A 21,321-nucleotide genomic window follows, 5' to 3' on the forward strand; every position below is an offset into this window, starting at 1 on the left:
GCGCAACACCAGAACCCCGGGGAGTTTCCGCCATGAAGATCGCAGCCCTGCTGTCGGGCCTTGCCCTGTCGCTTGCCGCCACCGCCGCCACCGCCCAGGTGCCCGACCTTGCCGGGCGCGAGGTCGTCGTGGTGACCGAGAACGCCTATCCGCCGTTGCAGTTCATCCGCGACGGGCAGGCCGTCGGCTGGGAGTATGACGCGATGGCCGAGATCGCCCGGCGGCTGAACATCACCGTGAAGTATGAGAACATCAGCTGGGACGCGATGATCGCGGCGGTCAGCGAGGGCCAGTTCGACATGGGGATGACCGGCATCACCATCCGTGACGACCGCAAGGAGAAGGTCGATTTCTCGGAGCCCTACATGCGGTCGGAAATGGTGATGATGGTGCGCGGGGATGAGGCGCGGTTCACCGACGCCGCGAGCTTTGCCGCCGATGCCGACCTGCTGATGGCCGCCCAGCCCGGCACCACGCCGTTCTATGTGGGTGTCTACGAGGTGCTGGACGGCAACGAGGCGAACCCCCGGATCAAGCTGTTCGAGACCTTCGGTGCGGGCGTCGAGGCGCTGCGCGCGGGTGACGTGGACCTGGTCCTGACCGACGGCACGGCGGGCAACGGCTATGTCGCGGCATCGAACGGCGGCCTGAAGATCGTGGGCGAGAAGCTGGGCACCGAGGATTTCGGGTTCATCTTCCCCAAGGGGTCGGATCTGGTCGGGCCGATGAACGCGGCCATCGCGGCGATGAAGGCCGACGGCACGATCGACGCGCTGGATAAGAAGTGGTTCCTCGACTTCAAGGTCGGCGGCTGACGGCCGGATGCGCCACGCCCCGCGCGAGGATTTTCCCTGGTGGCTGGTGATCGTGGCCGCCACCGGGGCCTGGCTGTTCTGGGAGGTGCTGTCGGACGATGTCTATGCGCAGGTGCTGGGCACCCTGCGCAAGGGCATCGCCGTGACCGTTCTGGTGACGCTGGTCGGGTTTTCCTCGGCCTGCCTGCTGGGGCTGGGGCTGGCGGTGGCCTGCCTGTCGCGCTGGATCGTGCTGCGGCAGGCGGCGCGGCTTTACATCGAAGTGGTGCGCGGCGTGCCGATCATCGTGCTGCTGCTCTATGTGGCCTTCGTGGCGGCGCCCGCGCTGGTGGCGCTGTGGAACTGGATCGCGGCCCCGCTGGGCTGGCCGGAATGGCGCACCCGGGACTTTCCGCTGCTGTGGCGGGCGGTCATGGCGCTGACCATCGCCTATTCCGCCTTTCTGGCCGAGGTGTTCCGCGCCGGGCTGCAATCGGTGGACCGGGGCCAGATCGAGGCGGCGCAGGCGCTGGGCCTGTCGGGCTGGCAGCGGTTCCGGCACATTGTCTTTCCCCAGGCGTTCCGCACCGTCCTGCCGCCCCTCGGCAATGACTTCGTGGCGATGGTGAAGGACAGCTCGCTCGTCTCGGTGCTGGGGGTCACGGATGTCACGCAACTGGGCAAGGTGGCGGCGGCGGGGAACTTCCGGTATTTCGAGACCTACAACGTGGTGGCGCTGATCTATCTGACCATGACGATCGGCCTGTCGGTGGCGCTGCGCCGGCTGGAGACGCGGCTGCGCCAGCGCGGCTGACGCCGGTCAGCGGGCGGCGCGGCGTAGGGATCCCGGCGCCGTGCCGAAGGCCGCGCGGAACGCCCGCCCGAAGGCCGCATGCGACGAGAACCCGCAGCGCAGCGCGACCTCGGCGAGCGGGTGGCGCGTATCGGTCACCAGCCTGCGCGCCGCCGCCAGCCGCAGCGACAGCGCGTAGGCGCCGGGCGTGGTGCCCAGCGCGGCACGGAAAAGCCCCTCGAGCCGCCGCGCCGACAGGCCCACGGCGGCGGCCGTGGCCGCGACCGGTTCGGGTGTCTCGACATTGGCTTCCATCCGGGCCAGGGCGGCGGCGACGCGCGGATCCAGCGTGGCATCGGCCGCCGCGACCTGGGGTTCCGACCCCGGGCGCGCGGTGGTCAGGAAGCTGGCCGCGACCTGGCGGGCCAGCGGCGCGCCGTGGCGCCGCGCGATCAGGTGCAGCAGCATGTCCTGCGCCGGTGCGGCCCCGCCCGCCGTCGCCCGCCCCCGGTCGATGACAAAGCGGTCGGGCACGACATCGACCGACGGATGGGCGGCGGCGAAGGCCTCGATATCCTCCCAGTGGACGGTCGCGCGATGGCCGTCCAGCAGGCCGGCCCGCGCCATCACCCAGGGACCCGCGTCGATGCCCGCGACCAGGGCCATCCGCGCCGCGATCCGCCGCAGGTCGCGGATCAGCGTCGCGGTGGCGACCTCGGCCTGGCGGAAGCCCGCCACCACCACCAGCCCGTCCGCCCCCTCGGCGGCGGTCAGCGGGCCGTGGGCGGGCAGTTCGATCCCGCAGGTCAGCGGCACCGCGCCGCCGCCGGGCGACACCACGCGCCAGCGGAACCCCTCGCGCCCCAGATGGCGGTTGGCGGCACGCATGGGATCGAGGACACTGGCCACCTCGAGGATGGAGGCCTGCGGCAGGACCAGCACGGCCAGCGTCAGCGTCGCGTCGGACGCGGCAAAGATATCGACGTTTTCCGCCATGCGGATTTCGTAATTCGCCAAACGCGGCCTGGCAATCCCGCTAGTGTCGTGGACGACAAGGGAGACCGACATGCCGCTGACAATGAACCGCGAGGTTTTCATCACCTGTGCCGTGACCGGATCGGGCGGCACGCAGGATCGCAGCCCGCATGTGCCGCGCAGCCCGGCCCAGATCGCGGCCAGCGCCATCGACGCGGCCAAGGCGGGGGCGGCGGTCGTGCATTGCCATGTGCGCGACCCGGAAACCGGCAGGCCCGCGCGCGATCCGGCGCTGTATCGCGAGGTGACGGAGCGGGTGCGCGACAGCGGCACGGATGTGGTGCTGAACCTGACCGCCGGGATGGGGGGCGACCTGCTGTTCGACGGCACCGAATCGATGAACCGGATGTCGCAACGGTCCGACATGGCGGGCGCGGCCGAACGGGTGGCCCATGTCGTCGATTGCCGGCCCGAGATCTGCACGCTCGACTGCGGCACGATGAACTTTGCCGAGGCCGACTATGTGATGGTCAACACGCCCGGCATGCTGCGCGACATGGCGGCGCGCATGGTCGCCGCCGGAACCCGCATCGAGATCGAGGCCTTCGATACCGGGCATCTGTGGTTTGCGAGGCAACTGGTTGCCGAGGGCATCATTCCCGATCCGGTGCTGGTGCAGCTGTGCATGGGCGTGCCATGGGGCGCGCCCGACGACCTGAACACCTTCATGGCCATGGTCAACAACGTTCCGCAGGGCTGGCACTGGTCGGCCTTCGGCCTGGGGCGTAACCAGATGGCCTATGTGGCGGCGGCGGTCCTGGCGGGCGGCAACGTGCGGGTGGGGCTGGAAGACAACCTGTGGCTCGACCGGGGCGTTCTGGCGACCAACGCGCAACTGGTGGACCGGGCGGTCACCATCATCTCGAACATGGGCGCCCGGGTGATCACCCCCGCAGAGGTGCGGGCGAGGCTGAAGCTGGAAAAGAGGGCGCCGACATGATCCGCTGGATTGCGCTGACACTGCTTGTTGCCGCCTGCACGCCGCATGTGCCGTCGCCCCGCTACCTGACCGCGCCGATGGCGACGGTCGCGGTGGAACCGGCGCGGCTGTCGGGCACCTGGTACCAGATCGCGGCCTATCCCGCGCCGTTCCAGCGTGACTGCACCCATGTGACGGCCACCTACCGCCCGCAGGCCGACGGCACGCTGACGGTCGCGAACCGCTGCCGCCGCGACGGCGTGGTGACCGGCATCGACGGCGTGGCCACCCCGTCGGGCCCCGGGCAACTGAAGGTCCGGCTGCAGGGGGTGCCGCTGGCGGGCGACTACTGGGTGCTGGGCACGTTGCGCGGCGGCCGCGTGGTGATCGTGGGCACGCCCAGCCGCATCGCGGGCTGGGTGCTGTCGCGCGACCGCACGGTGCGCGACCCGGCGGTCTACGACGCCGCGCGCGAGGTGTTCCGGCGCAACGGATATGACGCGGCGGCCCTGGAACGGACATTGCAGAGGTAATCATGAAGGCGGCAATCATCGGTGGCGGGGTGATCGGGGGCGGCTGGGCCGCGCGGTTCCTGCTGAACGGGCATGACGTGGCGGTGTTCGACCCCGACCCGCAGGCCGAGCGCAAGATCGGCGAGGTGCTGGCGAATGCCCGTGCCGCCCTGCCGCAGCTCTATGACGGCCCGATGCCGCCGGAAGGTCGGCTGCAGTTCGCCGCGACCATGGCCGAGGCGGTCGAGGGCGCGGACTACGTCCAGGAATCGGTGTCCGAACGGATCGACCTGAAGCATCGGGTCTATGCGCAGATCCAGCAGGCGAACCCCGGCGTGCTGATCGGGTCCTCGACCAGCGGCTTCAAGGCGTCCGACCTGCAGCAGGGCAGCCCCGCGCCGCACAACATCATCGTGGCCCATCCGTTCAACCCGGTCTACCTGTTGCCGCTGTCCGAGGTGTCGGGCAGCCCGGCCAACCCGCCCGAGGTGGTGGAACGCACCGCACAGGTGATGCGCGACATCGGCATGTTCCCCCTGGTCCTGCGAAAGGAGATCGACGCCTTCATCGGCAACCGGTTCCTGGAGGCGGTCTGGCGCGAGGCGCTGTGGATGCTCACCGACGGGGTCGCCACCACCGAGGAGATCGACGAGGCGATCCGCATGGGGTTCGGCCTGCGCTGGGGCCAGATGGGCCTGTTCGAAACCTACCGCATCGCCGGGGGCGAGGCGGGCATGCGGCACTTCATGGCGCAGTTCGGCCCGGCGCTGAAATGGCCCTGGACAAAGCTGATGGACGTGCCGGAGTTCAACGAGGAACTGGTCGACCTGGTATCCAGCCAGTCCGACGCGCAGTCGGGGATATATGGCATCCGCGAACTGGAACGCATCCGCGACAGCAACCTGGTGGGCTTCTTGCGCGCGCTGAAGGATCGCGACTGGGGCGCGGGCCGGGTGCTGCGCGCGCATGAGGCCGCGCGCCGGGCCGCCGCCGACGTGTCGGGTGACCCGCTGGAGATTGCGCGGATGACGGTTCTGCCGTCGTGGATCGACTACAACGGCCACATGACCGAAAGCCGCTACCTGTTCGCCTGTTCGGAAACCACCGATGCCTTCCTGCGCCACATCGGCGCCGATCTGGACTATGTGAAGGGCGGGCACAGCTATTACACGGCGGAAACCCATATCCTGCACCGGGGCGAGGCGAAGGCCGGCGACAAGCTCACCGGTTCGGTGCAGGTGCTGGCCGCCGACGACAAGCGCCTGCATGTCTTCGTCACCCTGACACGCGACGGCCAGCCTGTCGCGACGCTGGAACAGATGCTGCTGCATGTCGACATGGCGGCGGGCAAGACCTGCCCGGCGGCGCCCGCTGTCCTGGCACGCCTGCACCCCATCGCCGCCGCGCATGCCGGCCTGCCCCGCCCGGGGGCGGTGGGCCGCTTCGTCGGGCAGGGGAAGGCGTGATGCAGTTCGCCCCGACCGACGAACAGCGGATGATCGCCGAGACGACGCGCAGCTTCGTCGAGGCCGAACTCTATCCGCATGAGGCCGAGGTGGAACGGACCGGCCGCCTCGACCCCGATCTGGTGCGCGACATCCAGAAAAAGGCCATGGCGGCAGGGCTCTATGCCGCCAACATGCCGGAGGAGGTGGGCGGTGCCGGGCTCGATACGCTGTCCTGGCTGATGTACGAGCGGGAACTGGGCCGGGCGAACTATGCGCTGCACTGGACCTGCGTGGCGCGGCCCTCGAACATCCTGCTGGCGGGCACCCCCGAACAGCGTGAGCGATACCTGATGCCCTGCATCCGGGGCGAGACCTGGGATTGCCTGGCGATGACCGAGCCCGGTGCCGGGTCGGACCTGCGCGGCATGACCGCAAGCGCCCGGCAGGACGGCGGCGACTGGGTGCTGAACGGCACCAAGCATTTCATCAGCCACGCCGATATCGCGGGCTTCACCATTGCCTTCATGGCATCGGGCGAGGAACAGACGCCGCGCGGTCCGAAAAAGCGGATCACCGCCTTCTTCGTCGACAAGGGCACCCCGGGCTTCACCGTCCGCGACGGGTATCGCAATGTCAGCCATCGCGGCTACACCAATGCCGTCCTCGAATTCGACAACTGCCGCGTGCCTGCGGCCAATGTGCTGGGCGAACCGCACCGGGGGTTCGAGGTGGCGGGAAAGTGGCTGGGCGCCACCCGTCTGCAGGTGGCCGCCACCTGCCTCGGCCGCGCCGACCGGGCGCTGGGCCATGCCATCGCCTATGCCGCCGAGCGCCGCCAGTTCGGCCAGCAGATCGGCAAGTTCCAGGGCGTGTCGTTCAAGCTGGCCGACATGGCCACGGAACTGCGCGCCGCCGAACTGCTGACCTGGGCGGCGGGCTGGGCCTATGACGCGGGCCGGGTGACCGAGGCCGACATGGCGATGGCCAAGCTGAAGGCCACCGAGGTGCTGGCCATGGTGGCGGACGAGGCGATCCAGATCCACGGCGGCATGGGCCTGATGGACGACCTGCCGCTGGAACGGATCTGGCGCGACGCCCGGGTGGAACGCATCTGGGAAGGAACGAGCGAGATCCAGCGTCACATCATCAGCCGCGAGCTTCTGCGCGCGGTCGGCGGCTGAGGCGCCCTGCCCTGCTGCCGGAACCTATCTCCGGACGGAAGAACCCATGAAATGTCAGCCGCGAACCGTCAGACTGGAGACATACCTCGGCCGGGGCGACCGATGACCGTGGCGGCGCGCAACCCGTCGTGCCGGGCCCCCGGGCAGCGCCCCGCGTCGTCCTGCGGGGCATGGCGATGAAGGACCTGTCGCGCCTGCTGCGGCCACGCTCGGTGGCCGTGCTCGGATCGGGCTGGGCCGCGAACGTGGTCGAGCAATGCCGCAAGATGGAGTTCGGCGGGACGGTCTGGCCGGTGCACCCGTCGCGCGACACGATCGCGGGCGTTCCCGCGTTCCGCAGCCTGGCGGACCTGCCGGCGGCACCGGATGCGACCTTCGTCGGGGTGAATCGCCACGCCACGGTGGGGGTGGTCGCCGAACTGGCCGCGATGGGCGCGGGCGGCGCGATCTGCTTTGCCAGCGGCTGGACCGAGGCGGGCGAGGCCGGCCTGCAGGCCGATCTTGTGGCGGCGGCGGGCGACATGCCGATTCTCGGGCCGAACTGCTATGGGGTGATCAACTACCTTGACGGCGCGCTGCTGTGGCCGGACCAGCACGGGGGCAGGCGGGTGGCGCGCGGGGTCGCCCTGGTCAGCCAGTCGTCGAACATCGTGATCAACCTGACAATGCAGGCGCGCGCGCTGCCGGTGGCCTATGTCGCCTGCCTGGGCAATGCCGCGCAGGTGGGGCTGGCGGAACTCTGCGGGGCGCTGCTGGCCGACGACCGGGTCACGGCGCTTGGCCTTTATGTCGAGGGGATCGACGATGCCCCGGCCTTTGCCGAGCTCGCGCTGTCGGCGCGGGCGGCGGGCAAGGGGATCGTCGCCGTCAAGTCGGGCAAGACCGAGGCGAGCCGTTCGGCGGCCGCGTCGCATACGGCGTCGCTGGCGGGCGGCGGCGCGGCCTCGGCCGCCTTCCTGGCGCAATGCGGCGTCGCCGAGGTGGCCACCCTGCCCGAACTGCTCGAAACACTGAAGATCGTCCATGTCCACGGCCCCCGGCTGGGGCCGCGCCTGTGTTCGCTGTCCTGCTCGGGCGGCGAGGCCGGGCTGGTGGCCGATCTGGCGACGCCGCGCGGTATCGTGTTCGATCCGCCCAGCCCCGACCAGGCCGCGCGGCTGTCTGCCACCCTGGGGCCGATCGTCGCGATTGCAAACCCGCTGGACTACCACACCTTCATCTGGGGCGACGGCCCCAGGACGACCGAGGTCTTCACCGCGATGCTGGCGGGCTATGACGCGGGCATCTTCATCATCGACCCGCCGCGCCCCGACCGCTGCGACCCCGCGTCGTTCCAGCCCGCGCTCGATGCGATCGAGGCGGCGCAGGCGGCGACCGGAAGACCCGCCTTCGCCGTCGCCTCGCTGCCCGAGAACTTTGACGAAGCGCGCGCCGAGGCGATGCTGGCGCGCGGTTGCGTGCCGCTGATGGGGCTGGAAACCGCGCTAGGGGCGCTGCGCGCCGCGCAGGCCGCACCGGGGCGGGCAGGCTGGCGCCCCTGGCCGGTGCGGCCGCCAAGGGGCCGCCGGATGCTGGACGAGGTGTCGGCCAAGACGCGGCTGGCGGCGGCCGGCGTTGCCGTGCCGCGCGGCGCCGCCGCGCCCACGCTTGCGGCGCTGGACCCGACGGGGCTGACGGCGCCGCTGGCGCTGAAGGGGCTGGGCTTTGCCCACAAGACCGAGGCGGGGGCGGTGCGGCTGAACCTCGCCACGCTGGCCGGGCAGGCGCCGATGCCGGGCGCCACCGGCTATCTGGCCGAGGAAATGGCGCTGGGGGGCGTGGCCGAGATGCTGGTCGGCGCCCGGCGCGACCCGGTCTATGGCGCGACGCTCACGCTGGGCATGGGCGGTGTCGCGGCCGAGGTTCTGGCCGATACCGTCACGCTGGTCTGCCCCGCCACGACGGAAGAGATCGCTGCGGCGCTGCGGCGGCTGCGGCTGTGGCCCCTGCTGGACGGATACCGGGGGCGGCCGCTGGCCGATGTGGCGGCGGCGGTCGCGGCGGCGGCGGCCATGCAGGACATGCTGGCCACCGACCCGCACCTGCAGGAGATCGAGGTGAACCCGCTGATCCTGCGCGCCGCTGGCGCCGGGGCGGTGGCCGTGGACGCAGTGATCTGGGAGGATGAGCCATGATGGAAATGCGCGAGACAGGGCCGATCCGCACGCGGCGCGACGGCGCGGTGCTTGAGGTGACGCTCGATCGGCCCAAGGCCAATGCGATCGACCTTGCCACCAGCCGGATCATGGGCCTGACCTTCCGCGACTTCCGCGACGACGACAGCCTGCGGGTGGCGATCCTGCGGGCCGGGGGTGACAGGTTCTTCTGCCCCGGATGGGATCTGAAGGCGGCAGCGGCGGGCGATGCCGTCGATGGCGACTATGGGGTCGGCGGGTTCGGCGGCCTTCAGGAACTGCCGAACCTGAACAAGCCGGTAATCGCCGCCGTCAACGGCATCTGCTGCGGCGGCGGGCTGGAACTGGCATTGTCCTGCGACCTGATCCTGGCATCCCGCAACGCAACCTTTGCGCTGCCGGAAATCCGGTCCGGCACGGTGGCCGACGCCGCCTCGATCAAGCTGCCAAAGCGCATCCCCTATCACGTGGCGATGGACCTGCTGATGACCGGCCGCTGGTTCGATGCTGAAGAGGCATTGCGCTGGGGATTGCTGCGCGAGATCACCGAACCCGGCGACCTGCTGGACAAGGCCTGGGATCTGGCCCGCCTGCTGGCCTCGGGCCCGCCGCTGGTCTATGCGGCGATCAAGGAAGTCGTTCGCGAGGCCGAGGATCTGCGGTTCCAGGATGCCCTGAACCGCATCACCAAGCGGCAGTTCGCCACCGTCGACCGGCTCTATTCCAGCGAGGACCAGATCGAAGGCGCCCGCGCCTTCGCCGAAAAGCGCGATCCGGTCTGGAAGGGTCGATGACCGCCGCGCCGGGGCTTGACCGCTTTGTCGCGGCGCAGGCCCGGGTCTGGCCCGCGCCGCTGGACGAGTTGCGGCGCGGCCGCAAGACGACGCACTGGATGTGGTTCGTGTTCCCGCAGTTGCGCGGGCTGGGCCGTTCGGACCTTGCGATCCGCTACGGCATCGCGGATGCGGCAGAGGCGGCGCGGTATCTGGCGCATCCGTCGCTGGGGCAGCGCCTGGCGGAATGCGCCGGGGCGCTGCTGCCGCATGGCGACAGGCCGCCCGAAGCCATCCTCGGGGATGTCGACGCGCTGAAGCTGCGGTCCTCGATGACCCTGTTCGCGCCCCTGCCGGGGGCCGATCCGGCGTTCGCCGCGGTCCTTGCGCGGTTCTACGGTGGGGCGCGCTGCCGGCACACCGCCGGACTGCTGGGCGGCTGACACCGCCGCGCCTTCCCGCGACACCGGATGTCGCATTCCGCCGCGCCGCCGCCATGCCCGGCTCTAGGGTGCCGCGCGTGGGGGGTGCGATGGACGACAGCGACTACATCATCATCGGGGCGGGAAGCGCGGGCTGCGTGCTGGCCGACCGGCTGACGGCGGACGGCCGGCACCGCGTGACCGTGGTCGAGGCCGGGGGCAGCGACCGGCGGCTGTTCGTGCAGATGCCGCTGGGCTACGGCAAGCTGTTCTTCGACCCGGCGGTGAACTGGATGTTCCGGGCCGAGCCCGATCCGGGCCTTGCCGGTCAGGCCGACCACTGGCCGCGCGGCAAGATCCTGGGCGGGTCGTCATCGATCAACGCGATGGTCTGGTGCCGCGGCTTTCCGGCGGACTACGACGACTGGGCGGCGGCGGGGGCGGCCGGATGGGGCTGGGCCGATGTCCTGCCCGCCTACCGGGCGATCGAGGACTGGGCGGGGGGCGCGGACGCGTTCCGCGGCGCGGACGGGCCGCTGCACGTGTCGGCCAACACGCATGCGCTGCATCCGCTGGTGGCCGAATACCGTGCGGCCTGCGGCGAGGTGGGGCTGCCCTGGACGCCCGACATGAACGGCGCCACGCAGGAGGGTGCGGGCATCTACCAGCTGACGGTGAAGGGCGGGCGGCGCAACTCGGCGGCGCGGGCCTTCCTGCGGCCCGCGATGCGCAGGTCCAACCTGCGGGTGCTGACCCGCTGCCACGCGACCCGCGTGGTGATCGAGGATGGCCGGGCCACCGGGGTCGAGATCCGGGGGCCGGGCGGCACGCGGACGCTGCGCGCGCGGGCCGAGGTGATCCTTGCGGCGGGCGCCGTGGGATCGCCGCATCTGCTGATGCTGTCGGGTGTCGGGCCGGGGGCGCATCTGGCGGCGGCGGGGGTTCCGGTGCGGCTGGACGCGCCCGGGGTGGGCGAGAACCTGATGGACCACCAGGGCCTGAACTATACCTGGCGCATGAAGGTTCCGACGCTTAACCAGGTGCTGCGGCCCTGGTGGGGCAAGCTGCGCGCCGGGATGGAATGGATGTTCCTGGGGCGCGGGCCGCTGTCATCCTCGATCAACCAAGGGGGCGGGTTCTTTCGCAGCGCGCCGGGGCGCGAGCGGCCCAACATGCAGCTTTACATGCAGGCGTTCTCGACCCTGATCCCGCGCGAGGGCGAGCGGCCGATCCTGTCGCCCGACCCGTTCCCCGGGATGTCGCTGGGCCTGTCGAACTGCCGGCCCACGTCGCGCGGGCATGTCCGGCTGCGCGGGCCCGACCCGATGGCCGCGCCCGCGATCACGGTCAACGCCCTGTCGACCGACGCGGACGTGCAGGAGATGCTGGAGGCGGTGAAGTTCCTGCGGCGGCTGGCGGCGGCGCCGTCGCTGGCGGCGGTGATCGAGGCAGAGCTTCGGCCGGGGCCGGACTGCGTGTCCGACGCGGATCTGGTGGCCGATTTCCGGGCGCGGTCGGCCACCGTCTATCATGCCAGCGGGACCGTCGGGATGGGGGCGGCGGGGCCGCTGGACCACAGGCTGCGGCTGCGGGGGGTGGCGGGACTGCGGGTGATCGACGCATCGGCCTTTCCCAACCTGATCGCGGGGAACACGAACGCGCCCGCGATCATGGTGGGATGGCGGGGGGCACAGATGATCCTGGAGGACGCGCGGCGATAGGGCGGCGCGGCAGCGTCCCACGGTGGGACATTTTCTGCATCCAATGAAATCAATGCATTGACCTGCGCATGTTCACGAATCGTTAACCCCTGAACCGCCCGGGGCGCCGGGCGGAGCGGGCCCGCAGCGACCGGCAGGCCGGCCTTTTTCGCCGGCCCTATTCCACGGCGCGCAGCACCTGCGCGGGGCGGGCGGCAAGCGGGCGCAGCGCAAAGGCAAGCCCGGCGGCGAGCGTGGCGATCACGCCACCCGCCACGATGGCGACGGCCGAGACGGGTTCGAAGGCATAGCGCGCCTCCATCACGAAGGTCATGACGGCCCAGCCCGCGAGCGCGCCCGCGCCGATCGCCACGATACCTGCCGCCGCGCCGGTCAGCGCCGCCCGCATCGCGAAACTGCCAAGGATGCGTGCCCGCGTCGCGCCCAGCGTCTTGAGCACGGCGGATTCGAACACCCGGCCCCGTTCGCCCGCCGCCGCCGCGCCGATCAGCACCACGAAGCCCGTCACCAGCGTCGCGGCGGCGGCCCAGGCGGTGGCGTTGGCCAGCGTGGTCAGGGCATCGGTGACCTGGTCGATGGCATCGCGGACCCGGACGGCGGTGATGTTGGGATAGGCGCGCGCAAGATCGCGCAGGATCGCCGCCTCGGCCTGTTCCTCGGCATAGACGGTGGCGATGTGGGTATGCGGCGCCCCCGCCAGCGCGTTCGGGTTCATCGCCATGACGAAGCCGATCCCGGCGGTCGAGAAATCGACGACGCGGAAGGACGTGACCTGGGCCTCGATGTCGCGTCCGAGGATGTTGACGGTGATCCGGTCGCCCAGCCTGAGCCCGATCTCGGCCGCTTCCTCGGCGGCAAAGCTGACCTGCGGCGGGCCGTCATGGCCTTCGGGCCACCAGGCCCCGGCGGTGACCGTGGTGTTGGGCGGCGGCCGGTCGGCATAGGTCACGCCCCGGTCGCCGCGCAGCACCCAGTGGTCGCCGGCCACGCTGCGCGCATCCTGCCCGTTGATCCGGGTGATGATGCCGCGCAGCATCGGCGCGCTTTCGACGTTCGACACGGCGGGATCGCGCGCCAGCCGGTCACGGAAGCCGTCGATCTGGTCGGGCTGGATGTCGACGAAGAAATACGAGGGGGCGCGTTCCGGCAGGTCGCGGTCGATGGCGGCGCGCAGGTTCGCGTCGATCTGGCCGACGGCCGCCAGCACCGACAGGCCGAGACCGAGCGACAGGATGACCGAGGCCGCCTCGTCCCGCGGGCCGCCGATCGCCGACAGCGCAAGCCGCAGGCCGGTGCGCCCGCGCACCGCACGGGACCGCGCGGCGCGGCGCGCGAGGCGGCGCAGCAGAAGCGCGGCCAGCATCAGGATGCCCAGGGCGCCCATGATGCCCGCCGCCGACCAGAGCGCCAGGTCGGGCACGCCGGACAGGATGGCGGCGCCGCCGACCAGGACCGCGACCAGACCGGCCAGCACCGCCAGATGCACCGCACGGGGCCGCCCCTGCCCGCTGTCGCCGCCCCGGTACAGGGCCGCGGCGCGCACCTTCTCGCTGCGGGCAAGCGGCCAGAGGGTGAAGATGAGGGCGGTCAGCACGCCGTAGAACGCCGCCTCGGCCAGCGGTGCGGGGTAGACGGCAAAGACGACGGGCAGCGGCAGCACGGCGGTGAGCACCGGCGCCAGCAGCATCGGCACGCCCGCCCCCAGCACCAGCCCGGCGGCCACGCCGAGACAGGTCAGCACGCCCACCTGCATCAGGTAGACGGCAAAGATCGTGCGGCCCTCGGCGCCCAGTGTCTTGAGCGTGGCGATGGTGGCGATCTTGCCTTCGAGATAGGCGCGCACGGCGGCAGAGACGCCCACCCCGCCCACGGCAAGACCGGCAAGGCCCACGAGAACCAGGAAGGCGCCCATCCGGTCGACGAAGCGTTCGACGCCGGGGGCGGCGCGGCGGCTGTCGGACCAGCGCATCCCCTTGCCGTCGAAGGCTGCGCGGGCCTGTTCGCGCAGGCGGTCAAGATCGTCGCCGGGACGCAGCAGCAGGCGATACTTCGTTTCATAGAGCGAACCGGGGCCGATCAGGCCCGAACCTTCCAGATCGGCGGCGCGCACCAGCGTGCGGGGGCCAAGGCCGAAGCCGCCCGCGGCGCTGTCGGGTTCGCCGACGAGGATCGCGGACAGGCGGAAGGTGCCGAGGCCGAGGCGGAAGCGGTCGCCCGGGGCGAGGCCCATGCGGTCGGCCAGCACGCGGTCCATTGCGGCGCCGGGCAGGCCATCCTGCGGGGCGAGGGCCTGTGCCACGGTCATCGGCGGGTCCATCCTGGCCTCGCCCAGCAGGGGCCAGCCGTCATCGACCGCCTTGACCTGCGTCAGGCCCCGCTCTTCGGCGCCGTCGGGGCCCGAGACGGCCATCGAGCGGAAATCGACGATCTCGGAGACCGCGGCGAAGTTCGCGTCCATCCAGGCACGTTCGTCGGCGTCGGCATAGCGGTAGGTGAATTCCATCTGCGCATCGCCGCCGAGGATCACCGCGCCCTGGTCGCGCAGGCCGGCCTCGATGGCGGCGCGGACCATGCCCACGGCGGCAATGGCGGCCACACCAAGCGCGAGGCAGGCCAGGAACACGCGGAACCCCCGCAGGCCGCCGCGCAGTTCGCGGCGGGCGATGCGCCAGGCGACCGCGACGGTCATTCCGCCGCCTCGGTCGCGCGCGCCTTGCGATCCTGTCCCACGATGCGGCCATCGGCCAGCCGCACGACGCGGTCGCAGCGCGCGGCAAGCTCGGGGGCATGGGTCACCAGGACCAGCGTGGCGCCGTGCCGGTCGCGCAGGCCGAAGAGCAGGTCCATGATCGCCTGTCCGTTCGCGCCGTCGAGATTGCCCGTGGGTTCGTCGGCCAGCAGGATGGCGGGCCGGGGGGCCGCGGCGCGGGCCAGGGCCACGCGCTGCTGTTCGCCGCCCGACATCTGCCCGGGATAGTGATCGAGCCGGGCGCCGAGGCCCACCGCGCGCAGTTCCGCCTCGGCCCGGTCGAAGGCGTCGCGGGCGCCCGCCAGTTCCAGCGGCACCGCGACGTTTTCCAGTGCCGTCATCGTCGGGATCAGGTGGAAAGACTGGAACACCACCCCCATATTCGCCCGGCGGAACCGTGCCAGCCCGTCCTCGTCCAAAGCGGTCAGGTCGTGGCCCAGCGCGGTGACCGCCCCACCCGTGGCGCGTTCCAGACCGCCCATCAGCATCAGGAGCGAGGATTTGCCCGAACCCGAAGGCCCCACCAGCCCCAGCGTTTCGCCGCGCGCCACATCCAGCGTGATGCCGCGCAGGATGTCCACCGGCCCGGCATTGCCCATCAGCGTCAGGCGCGCGTCGTTCAGGGAAAGGATCGGGTCCGCCATCATGTCCGCCTGTCGCTGGGGTTTTCCCGGATATGGGGCATTGCGCGGGATGCGCAACTGCACTGTGTCGTTCAGTTTCGCGCTTGCGGCGTTTTCTGCGGTTCCGGGCGATGCGGGGGCAGAGACGCTTACGCTGGTGGCGCTGGGCGACAGCCTGACGCAGGGCTATGGCCTGCCGCCCGATGACGGGTTCGTGCCGCAGTTGCAGCGCTGGCTGGCCGCGCAGGGCGCCGATGTGGTGGTGGTGAACGCGGGCGTGTCGGGCGACACCACGGCGGGCGGGCGGGCGCGGCTGGACTGGACGCTGACGCCCGAGGTGGATGCGATGATCGTGGCGCTGGGGGGCAACGACCTGCTGCGGGGCATTGACCCGGCGGCCAGCCGCGCGAACCTTGCCGCGATCATGGACGGGGCGGCGGCGCGCGGGCTGCCGGTGCTGCTGGTCGGGATGCAGGCGCCGGGGAACTATGGGCAGGACTACAAGACAGCCTTTGACTCGATCTATCCCGATCTGGCGGCAGAGCATGGCGCAGACCTGATCGGCAGCTTCTTCGAACCGCTGATGGAGGGCGGCGGCGACCCCGCGGCGGCGGCGGGGTTCATGCAGGGCGACGGCATCCATCCGAATGCCGAGGGGGTTGCGCGGATCGTCGCGGCGTTCGGCCCGCGGGTGCTTGACCTGCTGGCGCGGGCGGCGCCCGGCTGACGGCTTGCCCCCGCCGCGCCTCTGGCATCAGATGCGATGCCGAACGCAGAGGAGCACCCCGCATGTCGCTGGCCGATGATCTGATGGCTGCCCTTGGTCCGCAGGGTCTGCGCACGGGCGCCGACATGGCCGCATATGGCGGCGACTGGACGGGCAAATACACGGCCGAACCCGTGGCGGTGGCGCGGCCCGCATCGACGGCCGAGGTGTCCGAGACGCTGCGCATCGCGGCACGGCACGGGGTGCCGGTGGTGCCCGCGGGCGGACGCACCGGGCTGGTCGGCGGCTGCATGACGCGGGGCGGGCTGATGCTGTCGCTCGACCGGATGAACCGCATCCGGGCGCTGAAGCCCGCGGCGCGCGTCGTGGTGGCCGAGGCGGGCACGATCCTGTCGACACTGCACGACGCGACGTCGGCGGAGGGCCTGTATTTTCCCTTGTGGTTCGGGGCGCGGGGGTCGGCCACGCTGGGGGGCGCGCTGTCGACCAACGCGGGCGGATCGAACGTGCTGCGCTACGGGTCGACACGGGCGCTGTGCCTCGGGCTGGAGGTGGTGCTTGCGGACGGGCGGGTGCTGGACCTGATGGCGGAACTGCACAAGGACAACGCGGGCTATGACCTGCGCGACCTGTTCATCGGGGCCGAGGGGACGCTGGGCGTGATCACCGCCGCCGCGATGCGGCTGGTGCCCGCGCCCTGCGCCCATGCCACGGCGATGGTGGCGATGGACCGGCTGGCCGATGCGCTGACGCTGCTGAACCGGCTGCAGGCCGCGACAGGGGGCCGGATCGAGGCGTTCGAATACATGTCGGCCGCCTATGCCCGGCGGTTCGCGGCGGCCCGCCCCGACATCCGCCTGCCCTTTGCCCCGATGCCGCCGGTCACCATCCTGGCCGAGATCGCATCGACCGTGGCCGGGGACGCGGTGGCGGGCCCGGATGGCGGAATGCCGCTGGCCACGCTGATGGAGACCGTGCTGGGCCAGATGGCCGAGGAAGGGCTGATCGCCGATGCCGTTGTGGCACGGTCCGAGGCGCAGCGGCGCGCGATGTGGCAGGTGCGGGAACTGGCCGCCGAGGTGACCTTTGCCCGCAAGCCCGCCATCGACACCGACATCGCCCTGCCGCTGGAGGCGGTGGCGGATTTCCTTGCGGCGATGCCCGCGCGGATCGCGGCGCTGGATCCGGGGGCCGAGGATCTGGCGATCGCCCATCTGGGGGACGGCAACATCCACTATACCGTCTTCCCGGCGCGGGCGGATGCCGCGCTGCATGACGCGGTGGTGGCGGCGGTCGAGGACGAGGTGGCGGCACGCGGCGGATCGTTCTCGGCCGAACATGGCGTCGGGCTGTCGAAGAAGCCGTCGATGGCGCGGCGCAAGAACCCCGTGGCCATCGAGGTGATGCGGGCGGTCAAGGCGGCGCTTGACCCGCAGGGGCGGATGAACCCGGGCAAGGTGCTGCCCTGACGGGCGGGGTGCCGAGGGTCAGGGCAGGGGCACGTCGCCGCCCAGCCATCCGAGGGTCAGCACGGCGGCGGCAAGTTCGCGCGACCGCGGGCGCCGCCGGTGCAGCCATCGCGCCAGCGGCGCAACCCGGCCGAGGGCGCGGGCCAGCCGCCGCGCCCGCTCCAGTGCGTCGGCGCCGGAAACGCGGGCATAGGCCGACAGGAACGCGCGCGGTTCGGCGCGCAGCCCGGGCACGGCGGTGAACCAGCTCTGGACGAACATCACCACATCCGCCGCCATCGCAAGGCGCGGCACCCGGCGCCGCCTGCGGAAGCGTTCGAGGTCGATCAGCCGCGCGGTCCGGCCATCCCAGCAGATGTCGCGCAGCGCCGGGCGGCCATGCGCGAAGCCCGCGCGATGCAGCCTGCCCAGCGCCCTGCCCGCCGCCGCGAAGGCCGCCACGCGATCATCGTCGGACAGGCGGTTGTCGTGCAGGACGTGCAGCAGGTTGGGGCCGCAATCGGGGATCAGCAGGAAGTCATCGCCCTCGGCGGCCAGTTCGGGGACCGGCAGGCCAAGATCACCGAGGATGTGGAGGCCGCGACGCTCGGCCTCGAGCGCGCGATGCGGGTTGCCCTTCTGCAGCCGCAGCCGCAGCGACAGCGTTTCCGCACGCTTGAGCCAGAACCGCCCGAGCCCCGGCAGGTCGATCCGCTGCACGCGGAGGTCGGGCAGGGTCGACAGGACGGCATCGAGCGTATCGGGCGGAATGCCCGCAGCATGCGACGCGGACGCCCCCTTGCCGTGCGGGGAAACGAAATCCGACATGACAGGAACATGACGGAATTGCGACGGTTCCGCAAATCACGGACGGAAGATCGGCGGATCAGCGCGGATCGAAGAAGCCCGGGCCCGCCTCGGCCAGCAGTCGTCGCGCGAGATCGTCGCCCGCTGCCGCGCCATCGGCGGCAGGGGCGCGTGCGGCGCCCGCGACCGAGGCCGAGCCGTCGGGGCGCAGCACCTCGCCCCGCAGCCAGAGCGCGCCGTCCTCCAGCACCGCGAGCCCGGCGATGGGGGTTTCGCAGGACCCGTCCAGCCGCGCGAGGAACGCCCGCTCGGCGGCCAGCCGCAGCCCGGTGTCACGGTCGTGGATGGGCTCCAGCAGGGCGGCGGTGCGGGTATCGGCCTGCCGCCGTTCGACGCCGATGGCACCCTGCGCGACGGCGGGCAGCATGTCCTCGGGCGCGATGGCGGAACGGGCGACATGTGCCATGCCCAGCCGGGTCAGGCCCGCCATGGCAAGGAAGGTGGCCGCCGCCACGCCCTCGTCGAGTTTCCTGAGCCGGGTCTGCACGTTGCCGCGAAACTCGACAAGCCGAAGGTCGGGGCGACGCAGGCGAAGCTGCGCCCGCCGGCGCAGGCTGGACGACCCCACCGTGGCGCCCTGCGGCAGATCCGCGATGCCGCCCGCGACCGGCGACACGAAACCGTCGCGCACATCGGCGCGCGGCAGGTAGCAGTCGAGCAGCAGGCCGGATGGCTGGGCCGTCGGCATGTCCTTCATCGAATGCACGGCGATGTCGATGCCGCCGTCGAGCAGCGCGTCCTCGATTTCCCGGGTGAACAGGCCCTTGCCGCCGATGTCCTTGAGCGCGCGGTCCTGGATGGCGTCGCCGGTGACCTTGATCACGACGATGGCAAAGGCGTCTTCGGGCAGGTCGTGGGCGGCCATCAGGCAGCGCCGCACCTCATGCGCCTGCCACAGGGCAAGCGGCGAGCCACGGGTTCCGATGCGCAGGGGGGCGGCGGGAGAGGGAAGCGGATGCGTCATGACCCGCAGGATTAGCGGTGTCAGGCGGGGCTGACAACTGTCTGCCGACCGGGCCGCGGACGGCACGCGGCGGCGTCAGGCGCCGCAGCCGTCATCGGGCCTTGCGGTCCGGGACATGCGGGCAGCGGCGGCAGCCGCGTCATCCGCCGCCCGCGCGGCGGCGATGTCGGCCGCCTCCTGCTCGTGGTGCCGCAGGGCCACCGGCCCGGCCCAGGGCCCGAGGCGAAGGCGCATCATCACGGCATGGTCCCACCAGGTCATCGCTGTTCCCCCGTTGCGGAAGGCCGGTCAGACCACAAGGCTGCTGACAGGGCGGTGTCAGCAGGACAGGCTAGGGTGTCAGCATTACGTGCGGGGACAGACGCCATGGACCGTTCAGGCCGGTTGTTCGAACTGATCCAGATCCTGCGCGCCGCGTCGCGCCCGGTGACCGCGCAGGCGCTTGCCGCGCAACTGGAGGTGTCCGGCCGGACGATCTATCGCGACATTGCCATGCTGCAGGCGCGCAAGGTGCCGATCGAGGGCGAGGCGGGGCTGGGATACCTGATGCGGCGCGGCTATGACCTGCCGCCGCTGAATTTCGATGGCGAGGAAATCGAGGCGCTGCGGGTCGGCCTGGCGATGCTGGCGCGCACCGGCGACAGTTCGCTGCAACATGCCGCGCAGCGGGTGCGCGACAAGATCGAGGCACTGCACGGCCCGTCCGACTGGCTGCATGTGGCGCCGTGGGGCGCGCCGCGCGACGATCCGGCGAAGGGCTGTGTATCCATCGCGCAGCTGCGCGGCGCGATCCGGGCGGCGCAGAAGCTGCGCCTGCGCTATGTGGCGTCGGACGAGGCCGAGACGATGCGGACCGTGCGGCCGGTGGCGCTGGTCTATCATCTGGAGTGCGTGATGCTTGCGGCCTGGTGCGAGCTGCGCGCTGGGTTCCGGCATTTCCGCACCGACCGCATCCACGATTGCGCCTACCTCGACGCGGGTTTTGCCGACGAGGCGAAGGTGCTGCGCAGACTTTGGCAACAGCAGCAGGATTCCTTTGCCTATTCCACCGACCGCTGAACGGCTGCGGCGCCGCAAGCCTTGACAAGGCGCCACCGGGAAGGGACGAACCGGGGGCAGCACAGGCGGGGGGCCACATGACCGACAAGACGATCCTGCGCGCCCTGAGGGGCGAGCGCCTGCCGACACCGCCCATCTGGATGATGCGGCAGGCGGGGCGCTACCTGCCCGAGTACCGGGCAACGCGGGCGCAGGCGGGGGACTTCCTGTCGCTGTGCTACAATTCCGAACTGGCGGCCGAGGTCACGCTGCAACCGATCCGACGCTACGGGTTCGATGCGGCGATCCTGTTTGCCGACATCCTGCTGATCGGACAGGCGCTGGGTCCGAAACTGTGGTTCGCCGAGGGTGAAGGCCCCCGGATGCAGACCACGACGACCCCCGCCGAGGTCGCGGCGTTGCGGCCCGCCGATGCCATTCACGACACGCTGGCGCCGGTCTATGAAACCGTGCGCATCCTGGCGCGCGCCTTGCCGCGCGAGACCACCCTGATCGGGTTCGCGGGCATGCCGTGGACGGTGGCCACCTACATGATCGGGGGGCGCGGATCGCCCGACCAGGCAGCGGCGCACAGGCTGAAGGCCGAGGATCGCGCGACCTTCGTGGCGGTGCTGGACCGGATCGAGGCGGCGACGGTGGAATACCTGTCGGCGCAGGTGCAGGCGGGGGCCGAGGTGGTGAAGCTGTTCGACAGCTGGGCCGGAAGCCTGAAAGGACAGGATTTCACCGACTTCGCGCTGGAACCCGCCCGCCGGATCATCGCCGCGCTGAAGGCGCGCCACCCCGGCCTGCCGATCATCGCCTTCCCGCGCGAGGCGGGTCAGGGATATGTGGGCTTTGCCCGCGCCACCGGCGCCGATTGCGTGGCGCTGGACAATTCGGTCACGCCGGAATGGGCGGCGGAACATGTGCAGCCGGACGGCTGCGTGCAGGGCAACCTGGCCCCCGGGCACATGGTCGAGGGCGGCGAGGCGCTGGACCGCGAGACGCGCCGCGTGGTGCGGGCGTTCTCGGGCGGGCCGCATATCTTCAACCTCGGCCACGGGATCACGCCCGACGCCGACCCCGACAATGTCGCGCGCATGATCGCGGTGGTCCGGGGGGCCTGACAC

20 protein-coding genes are annotated in these 21,321 nt (G+C 71.4%); 14 read left to right on the forward strand and 6 right to left on the reverse strand.

Going from position 1 to position 21,321, the window contains the following annotated elements; genetic code table 11:
* The first annotated feature begins 32 nt into the window (after positions 1-32).
* Complete coding sequence (locus KF887_17790; protein QYK41205.1) at positions 33-815, forward strand: transporter substrate-binding domain-containing protein; 783 nt, start codon at positions 33-35, stop codon at positions 813-815.
* A 7-nt stretch (positions 816-822) separates the two neighbouring features.
* A complete protein-coding gene (locus KF887_17795) occupies positions 823-1,608 on the forward strand; it encodes an amino acid ABC transporter permease (GenBank protein QYK41206.1) in 786 nt (261 codons plus the stop codon).
* A gap of 6 nt (positions 1,609-1,614) precedes the next feature.
* Here KF887_17795 and KF887_17800 read toward each other — a convergent pair whose 3' ends face one another.
* Positions 1,615-2,583 carry a helix-turn-helix domain-containing protein gene (locus tag KF887_17800; GenBank protein ID QYK41207.1) on the reverse strand — a complete coding sequence of 323 codons (969 nt, stop codon included), beginning with the start codon at positions 2,581-2,583 and terminating at the stop codon, positions 1,615-1,617.
* Between the two features lie 70 nt (positions 2,584-2,653).
* On the opposite strand from KF887_17800, the gene KF887_17805 reads away from it, so the two are divergent.
* The 8 genes from KF887_17805 to KF887_17840 all read left to right on the forward strand — a co-directional run bounded on the left by KF887_17805 (position 2,654) and on the right by KF887_17840 (position 11,772).
* A complete protein-coding gene (locus KF887_17805) occupies positions 2,654-3,562 on the forward strand; it encodes a 3-keto-5-aminohexanoate cleavage protein (protein ID QYK41208.1) in 909 nt (302 codons plus the stop codon).
* Entirely contained in the window at positions 3,562-4,074 is a 513-nt protein-coding gene (locus tag KF887_17810) for a lipocalin family protein (protein ID QYK43637.1), read from the forward strand. The genes KF887_17805 and KF887_17810 overlap by 1 nt, the downstream gene beginning before the upstream one ends.
* Positions 4,075-4,076: 2 nt before the next feature.
* Positions 4,077-5,519 carry a carnitine 3-dehydrogenase gene (locus KF887_17815; GenBank protein ID QYK41209.1) on the forward strand — a complete coding sequence of 481 codons (1,443 nt, stop codon included), beginning with the start codon at positions 4,077-4,079 and terminating at the stop codon, positions 5,517-5,519.
* Positions 5,519-6,682, forward strand: a complete 1,164-nt coding sequence (locus tag KF887_17820) for an acyl-CoA dehydrogenase family protein (GenBank protein ID QYK41210.1) — start codon at positions 5,519-5,521, stop codon at positions 6,680-6,682. Before KF887_17815 ends, KF887_17820 begins: the two co-directional genes overlap by 1 nt.
* Before the next feature lie 176 nt (positions 6,683-6,858).
* On the forward strand, positions 6,859-8,856 hold the full coding sequence (locus tag KF887_17825) for an acetate--CoA ligase family protein (GenBank protein ID QYK43638.1): 1,998 nt from the start codon (positions 6,859-6,861) through the stop codon (positions 8,854-8,856).
* Positions 8,853-9,650 (forward strand): crotonobetainyl-CoA hydratase, encoded by a 798-nt coding sequence (caiD, locus tag KF887_17830; GenBank protein ID QYK41211.1) that lies wholly within the window; start codon positions 8,853-8,855, stop codon positions 9,648-9,650. The genes KF887_17825 and caiD overlap by 4 nt, the downstream gene beginning before the upstream one ends.
* Positions 9,647-10,072, forward strand: a complete 426-nt coding sequence (locus KF887_17835; GenBank protein ID QYK41212.1) for a DUF1810 domain-containing protein — start codon at positions 9,647-9,649, stop codon at positions 10,070-10,072. The genes caiD and KF887_17835 overlap by 4 nt, the downstream gene beginning before the upstream one ends.
* Positions 10,073-10,161: 89 nt before the next feature.
* Complete coding sequence (locus KF887_17840) at positions 10,162-11,772, forward strand: GMC family oxidoreductase N-terminal domain-containing protein (protein QYK43639.1); 1,611 nt, start codon at positions 10,162-10,164, stop codon at positions 11,770-11,772.
* Positions 11,773-11,929: 157 nt separating this feature from the next.
* Here the strand turns inward: KF887_17840 and KF887_17845 are convergent, their stop codons facing one another.
* Positions 11,930-14,461 carry an FtsX-like permease family protein gene (locus tag KF887_17845; GenBank protein QYK41213.1) on the reverse strand — a complete coding sequence of 844 codons (2,532 nt, stop codon included), beginning with the start codon at positions 14,459-14,461 and terminating at the stop codon, positions 11,930-11,932.
* Entirely contained in the window at positions 14,458-15,165 is a 708-nt protein-coding gene (locus tag KF887_17850) for an ATP-binding cassette domain-containing protein (GenBank protein QYK41214.1), read from the reverse strand. The genes KF887_17845 and KF887_17850 overlap by 4 nt, the downstream gene beginning before the upstream one ends.
* 49 nt (positions 15,166-15,214) lie before the next feature.
* Here KF887_17850 and KF887_17855 point away from each other — a divergent pair, with 49 nt between their 5' ends.
* Both KF887_17855 and KF887_17860 read left to right on the forward strand, forming a co-directional pair.
* The gene (locus KF887_17855; protein ID QYK41215.1) at positions 15,215-15,871 is read left to right on the forward strand and encodes an arylesterase; all 657 of its coding nucleotides are present in this window, start codon (positions 15,215-15,217) and stop codon (positions 15,869-15,871) included.
* 62 nt (positions 15,872-15,933) lie between these two features.
* Positions 15,934-17,340: an FAD-binding oxidoreductase gene (locus tag KF887_17860; protein QYK41216.1), complete on the forward strand. Its 1,407-nt coding sequence runs from the start codon at positions 15,934-15,936 to the stop codon at positions 17,338-17,340.
* Between the two features lie 18 nt (positions 17,341-17,358).
* Here KF887_17860 and KF887_17865 read toward each other — a convergent pair whose 3' ends face one another.
* From KF887_17865 to KF887_17875, 3 genes are all read right to left on the reverse strand, one after another.
* On the reverse strand, positions 17,359-18,147 hold the full coding sequence (locus KF887_17865) for a phosphotransferase (protein QYK41217.1): 789 nt from the start codon (positions 18,145-18,147) through the stop codon (positions 17,359-17,361).
* A gap of 58 nt (positions 18,148-18,205) precedes the next feature.
* Positions 18,206-19,150: a hydroxymethylbilane synthase gene (gene hemC, locus KF887_17870; protein QYK41218.1), complete on the reverse strand. Its 945-nt coding sequence runs from the start codon at positions 19,148-19,150 to the stop codon at positions 18,206-18,208.
* 75 nt (positions 19,151-19,225) lie between these two features.
* Positions 19,226-19,411: a hypothetical protein gene (locus KF887_17875; GenBank protein QYK41219.1), complete on the reverse strand. Its 186-nt coding sequence runs from the start codon at positions 19,409-19,411 to the stop codon at positions 19,226-19,228.
* A 105-nt stretch (positions 19,412-19,516) separates the two neighbouring features.
* Here KF887_17875 and KF887_17880 point away from each other — a divergent pair, with 105 nt between their 5' ends.
* Complete coding sequence (locus tag KF887_17880; GenBank protein ID QYK41220.1) at positions 19,517-20,209, forward strand: YafY family transcriptional regulator; 693 nt, start codon at positions 19,517-19,519, stop codon at positions 20,207-20,209.
* Between the two features lie 77 nt (positions 20,210-20,286).
* On the forward strand, positions 20,287-21,318 hold the full coding sequence (gene hemE, locus KF887_17885; protein QYK41221.1) for a uroporphyrinogen decarboxylase: 1,032 nt from the start codon (positions 20,287-20,289) through the stop codon (positions 21,316-21,318).
* The last annotated feature ends 3 nt before the right edge of the window (positions 21,319-21,321 follow it).

It is taken from the genome of Paracoccaceae bacterium, assembly GCA_019454225.1.
In the GTDB taxonomy this organism is placed as follows: Bacteria; Pseudomonadota; Alphaproteobacteria; order Rhodobacterales; family Rhodobacteraceae.

Excerpts from the sequence above, each read along its gene's own strand:
- KF887_17840 (QYK43639.1), top strand. The coding sequence starts at position 10,162 with ATGGACGACAGCGACTACATCATCATCGGGGCGGGAAGCGCGGGCTGC.
- KF887_17815 (QYK41209.1), top strand. The coding sequence starts at position 4,077 with ATGAAGGCGGCAATCATCGGTGGCGGGGTGATCGGGGGCGGCTGGGCC.
- hemC (QYK41218.1), bottom strand. The coding sequence starts at position 19,150 with ATGACGCATCCGCTTCCCTCTCCCGCCGCCCCCCTGCGCATCGGAACC.
- KF887_17865 (QYK41217.1), bottom strand. The coding sequence starts at position 18,147 with ATGTCGGATTTCGTTTCCCCGCACGGCAAGGGGGCGTCCGCGTCGCAT.
- KF887_17805 (QYK41208.1), top strand. The coding sequence starts at position 2,654 with ATGCCGCTGACAATGAACCGCGAGGTTTTCATCACCTGTGCCGTGACC.
- KF887_17855 (QYK41215.1), top strand. The coding sequence starts at position 15,215 with ATGCGCAACTGCACTGTGTCGTTCAGTTTCGCGCTTGCGGCGTTTTCT.
- KF887_17875 (QYK41219.1), bottom strand. The coding sequence starts at position 19,411 with ATGACCTGGTGGGACCATGCCGTGATGATGCGCCTTCGCCTCGGGCCC.
- KF887_17860 (QYK41216.1), top strand. The coding sequence starts at position 15,934 with ATGTCGCTGGCCGATGATCTGATGGCTGCCCTTGGTCCGCAGGGTCTG.
- KF887_17880 (QYK41220.1), top strand. The coding sequence starts at position 19,517 with ATGGACCGTTCAGGCCGGTTGTTCGAACTGATCCAGATCCTGCGCGCC.
- hemE (QYK41221.1), top strand. The coding sequence starts at position 20,287 with ATGACCGACAAGACGATCCTGCGCGCCCTGAGGGGCGAGCGCCTGCCG.
- KF887_17795 (QYK41206.1), top strand. The coding sequence starts at position 823 with ATGCGCCACGCCCCGCGCGAGGATTTTCCCTGGTGGCTGGTGATCGTG.
- KF887_17820 (QYK41210.1), top strand. The coding sequence starts at position 5,519 with ATGCAGTTCGCCCCGACCGACGAACAGCGGATGATCGCCGAGACGACG.
- KF887_17825 (QYK43638.1), top strand. The coding sequence starts at position 6,859 with ATGAAGGACCTGTCGCGCCTGCTGCGGCCACGCTCGGTGGCCGTGCTC.
- KF887_17800 (QYK41207.1), bottom strand. The coding sequence starts at position 2,583 with ATGGCGGAAAACGTCGATATCTTTGCCGCGTCCGACGCGACGCTGACG.
- KF887_17835 (QYK41212.1), top strand. The coding sequence starts at position 9,647 with ATGACCGCCGCGCCGGGGCTTGACCGCTTTGTCGCGGCGCAGGCCCGG.
- caiD (QYK41211.1), top strand. The coding sequence starts at position 8,853 with ATGATGGAAATGCGCGAGACAGGGCCGATCCGCACGCGGCGCGACGGC.
- KF887_17850 (QYK41214.1), bottom strand. The coding sequence starts at position 15,165 with ATGGCGGACCCGATCCTTTCCCTGAACGACGCGCGCCTGACGCTGATG.
- KF887_17790 (QYK41205.1), top strand. The coding sequence starts at position 33 with ATGAAGATCGCAGCCCTGCTGTCGGGCCTTGCCCTGTCGCTTGCCGCC.
- KF887_17845 (QYK41213.1), bottom strand. The coding sequence starts at position 14,461 with ATGACCGTCGCGGTCGCCTGGCGCATCGCCCGCCGCGAACTGCGCGGC.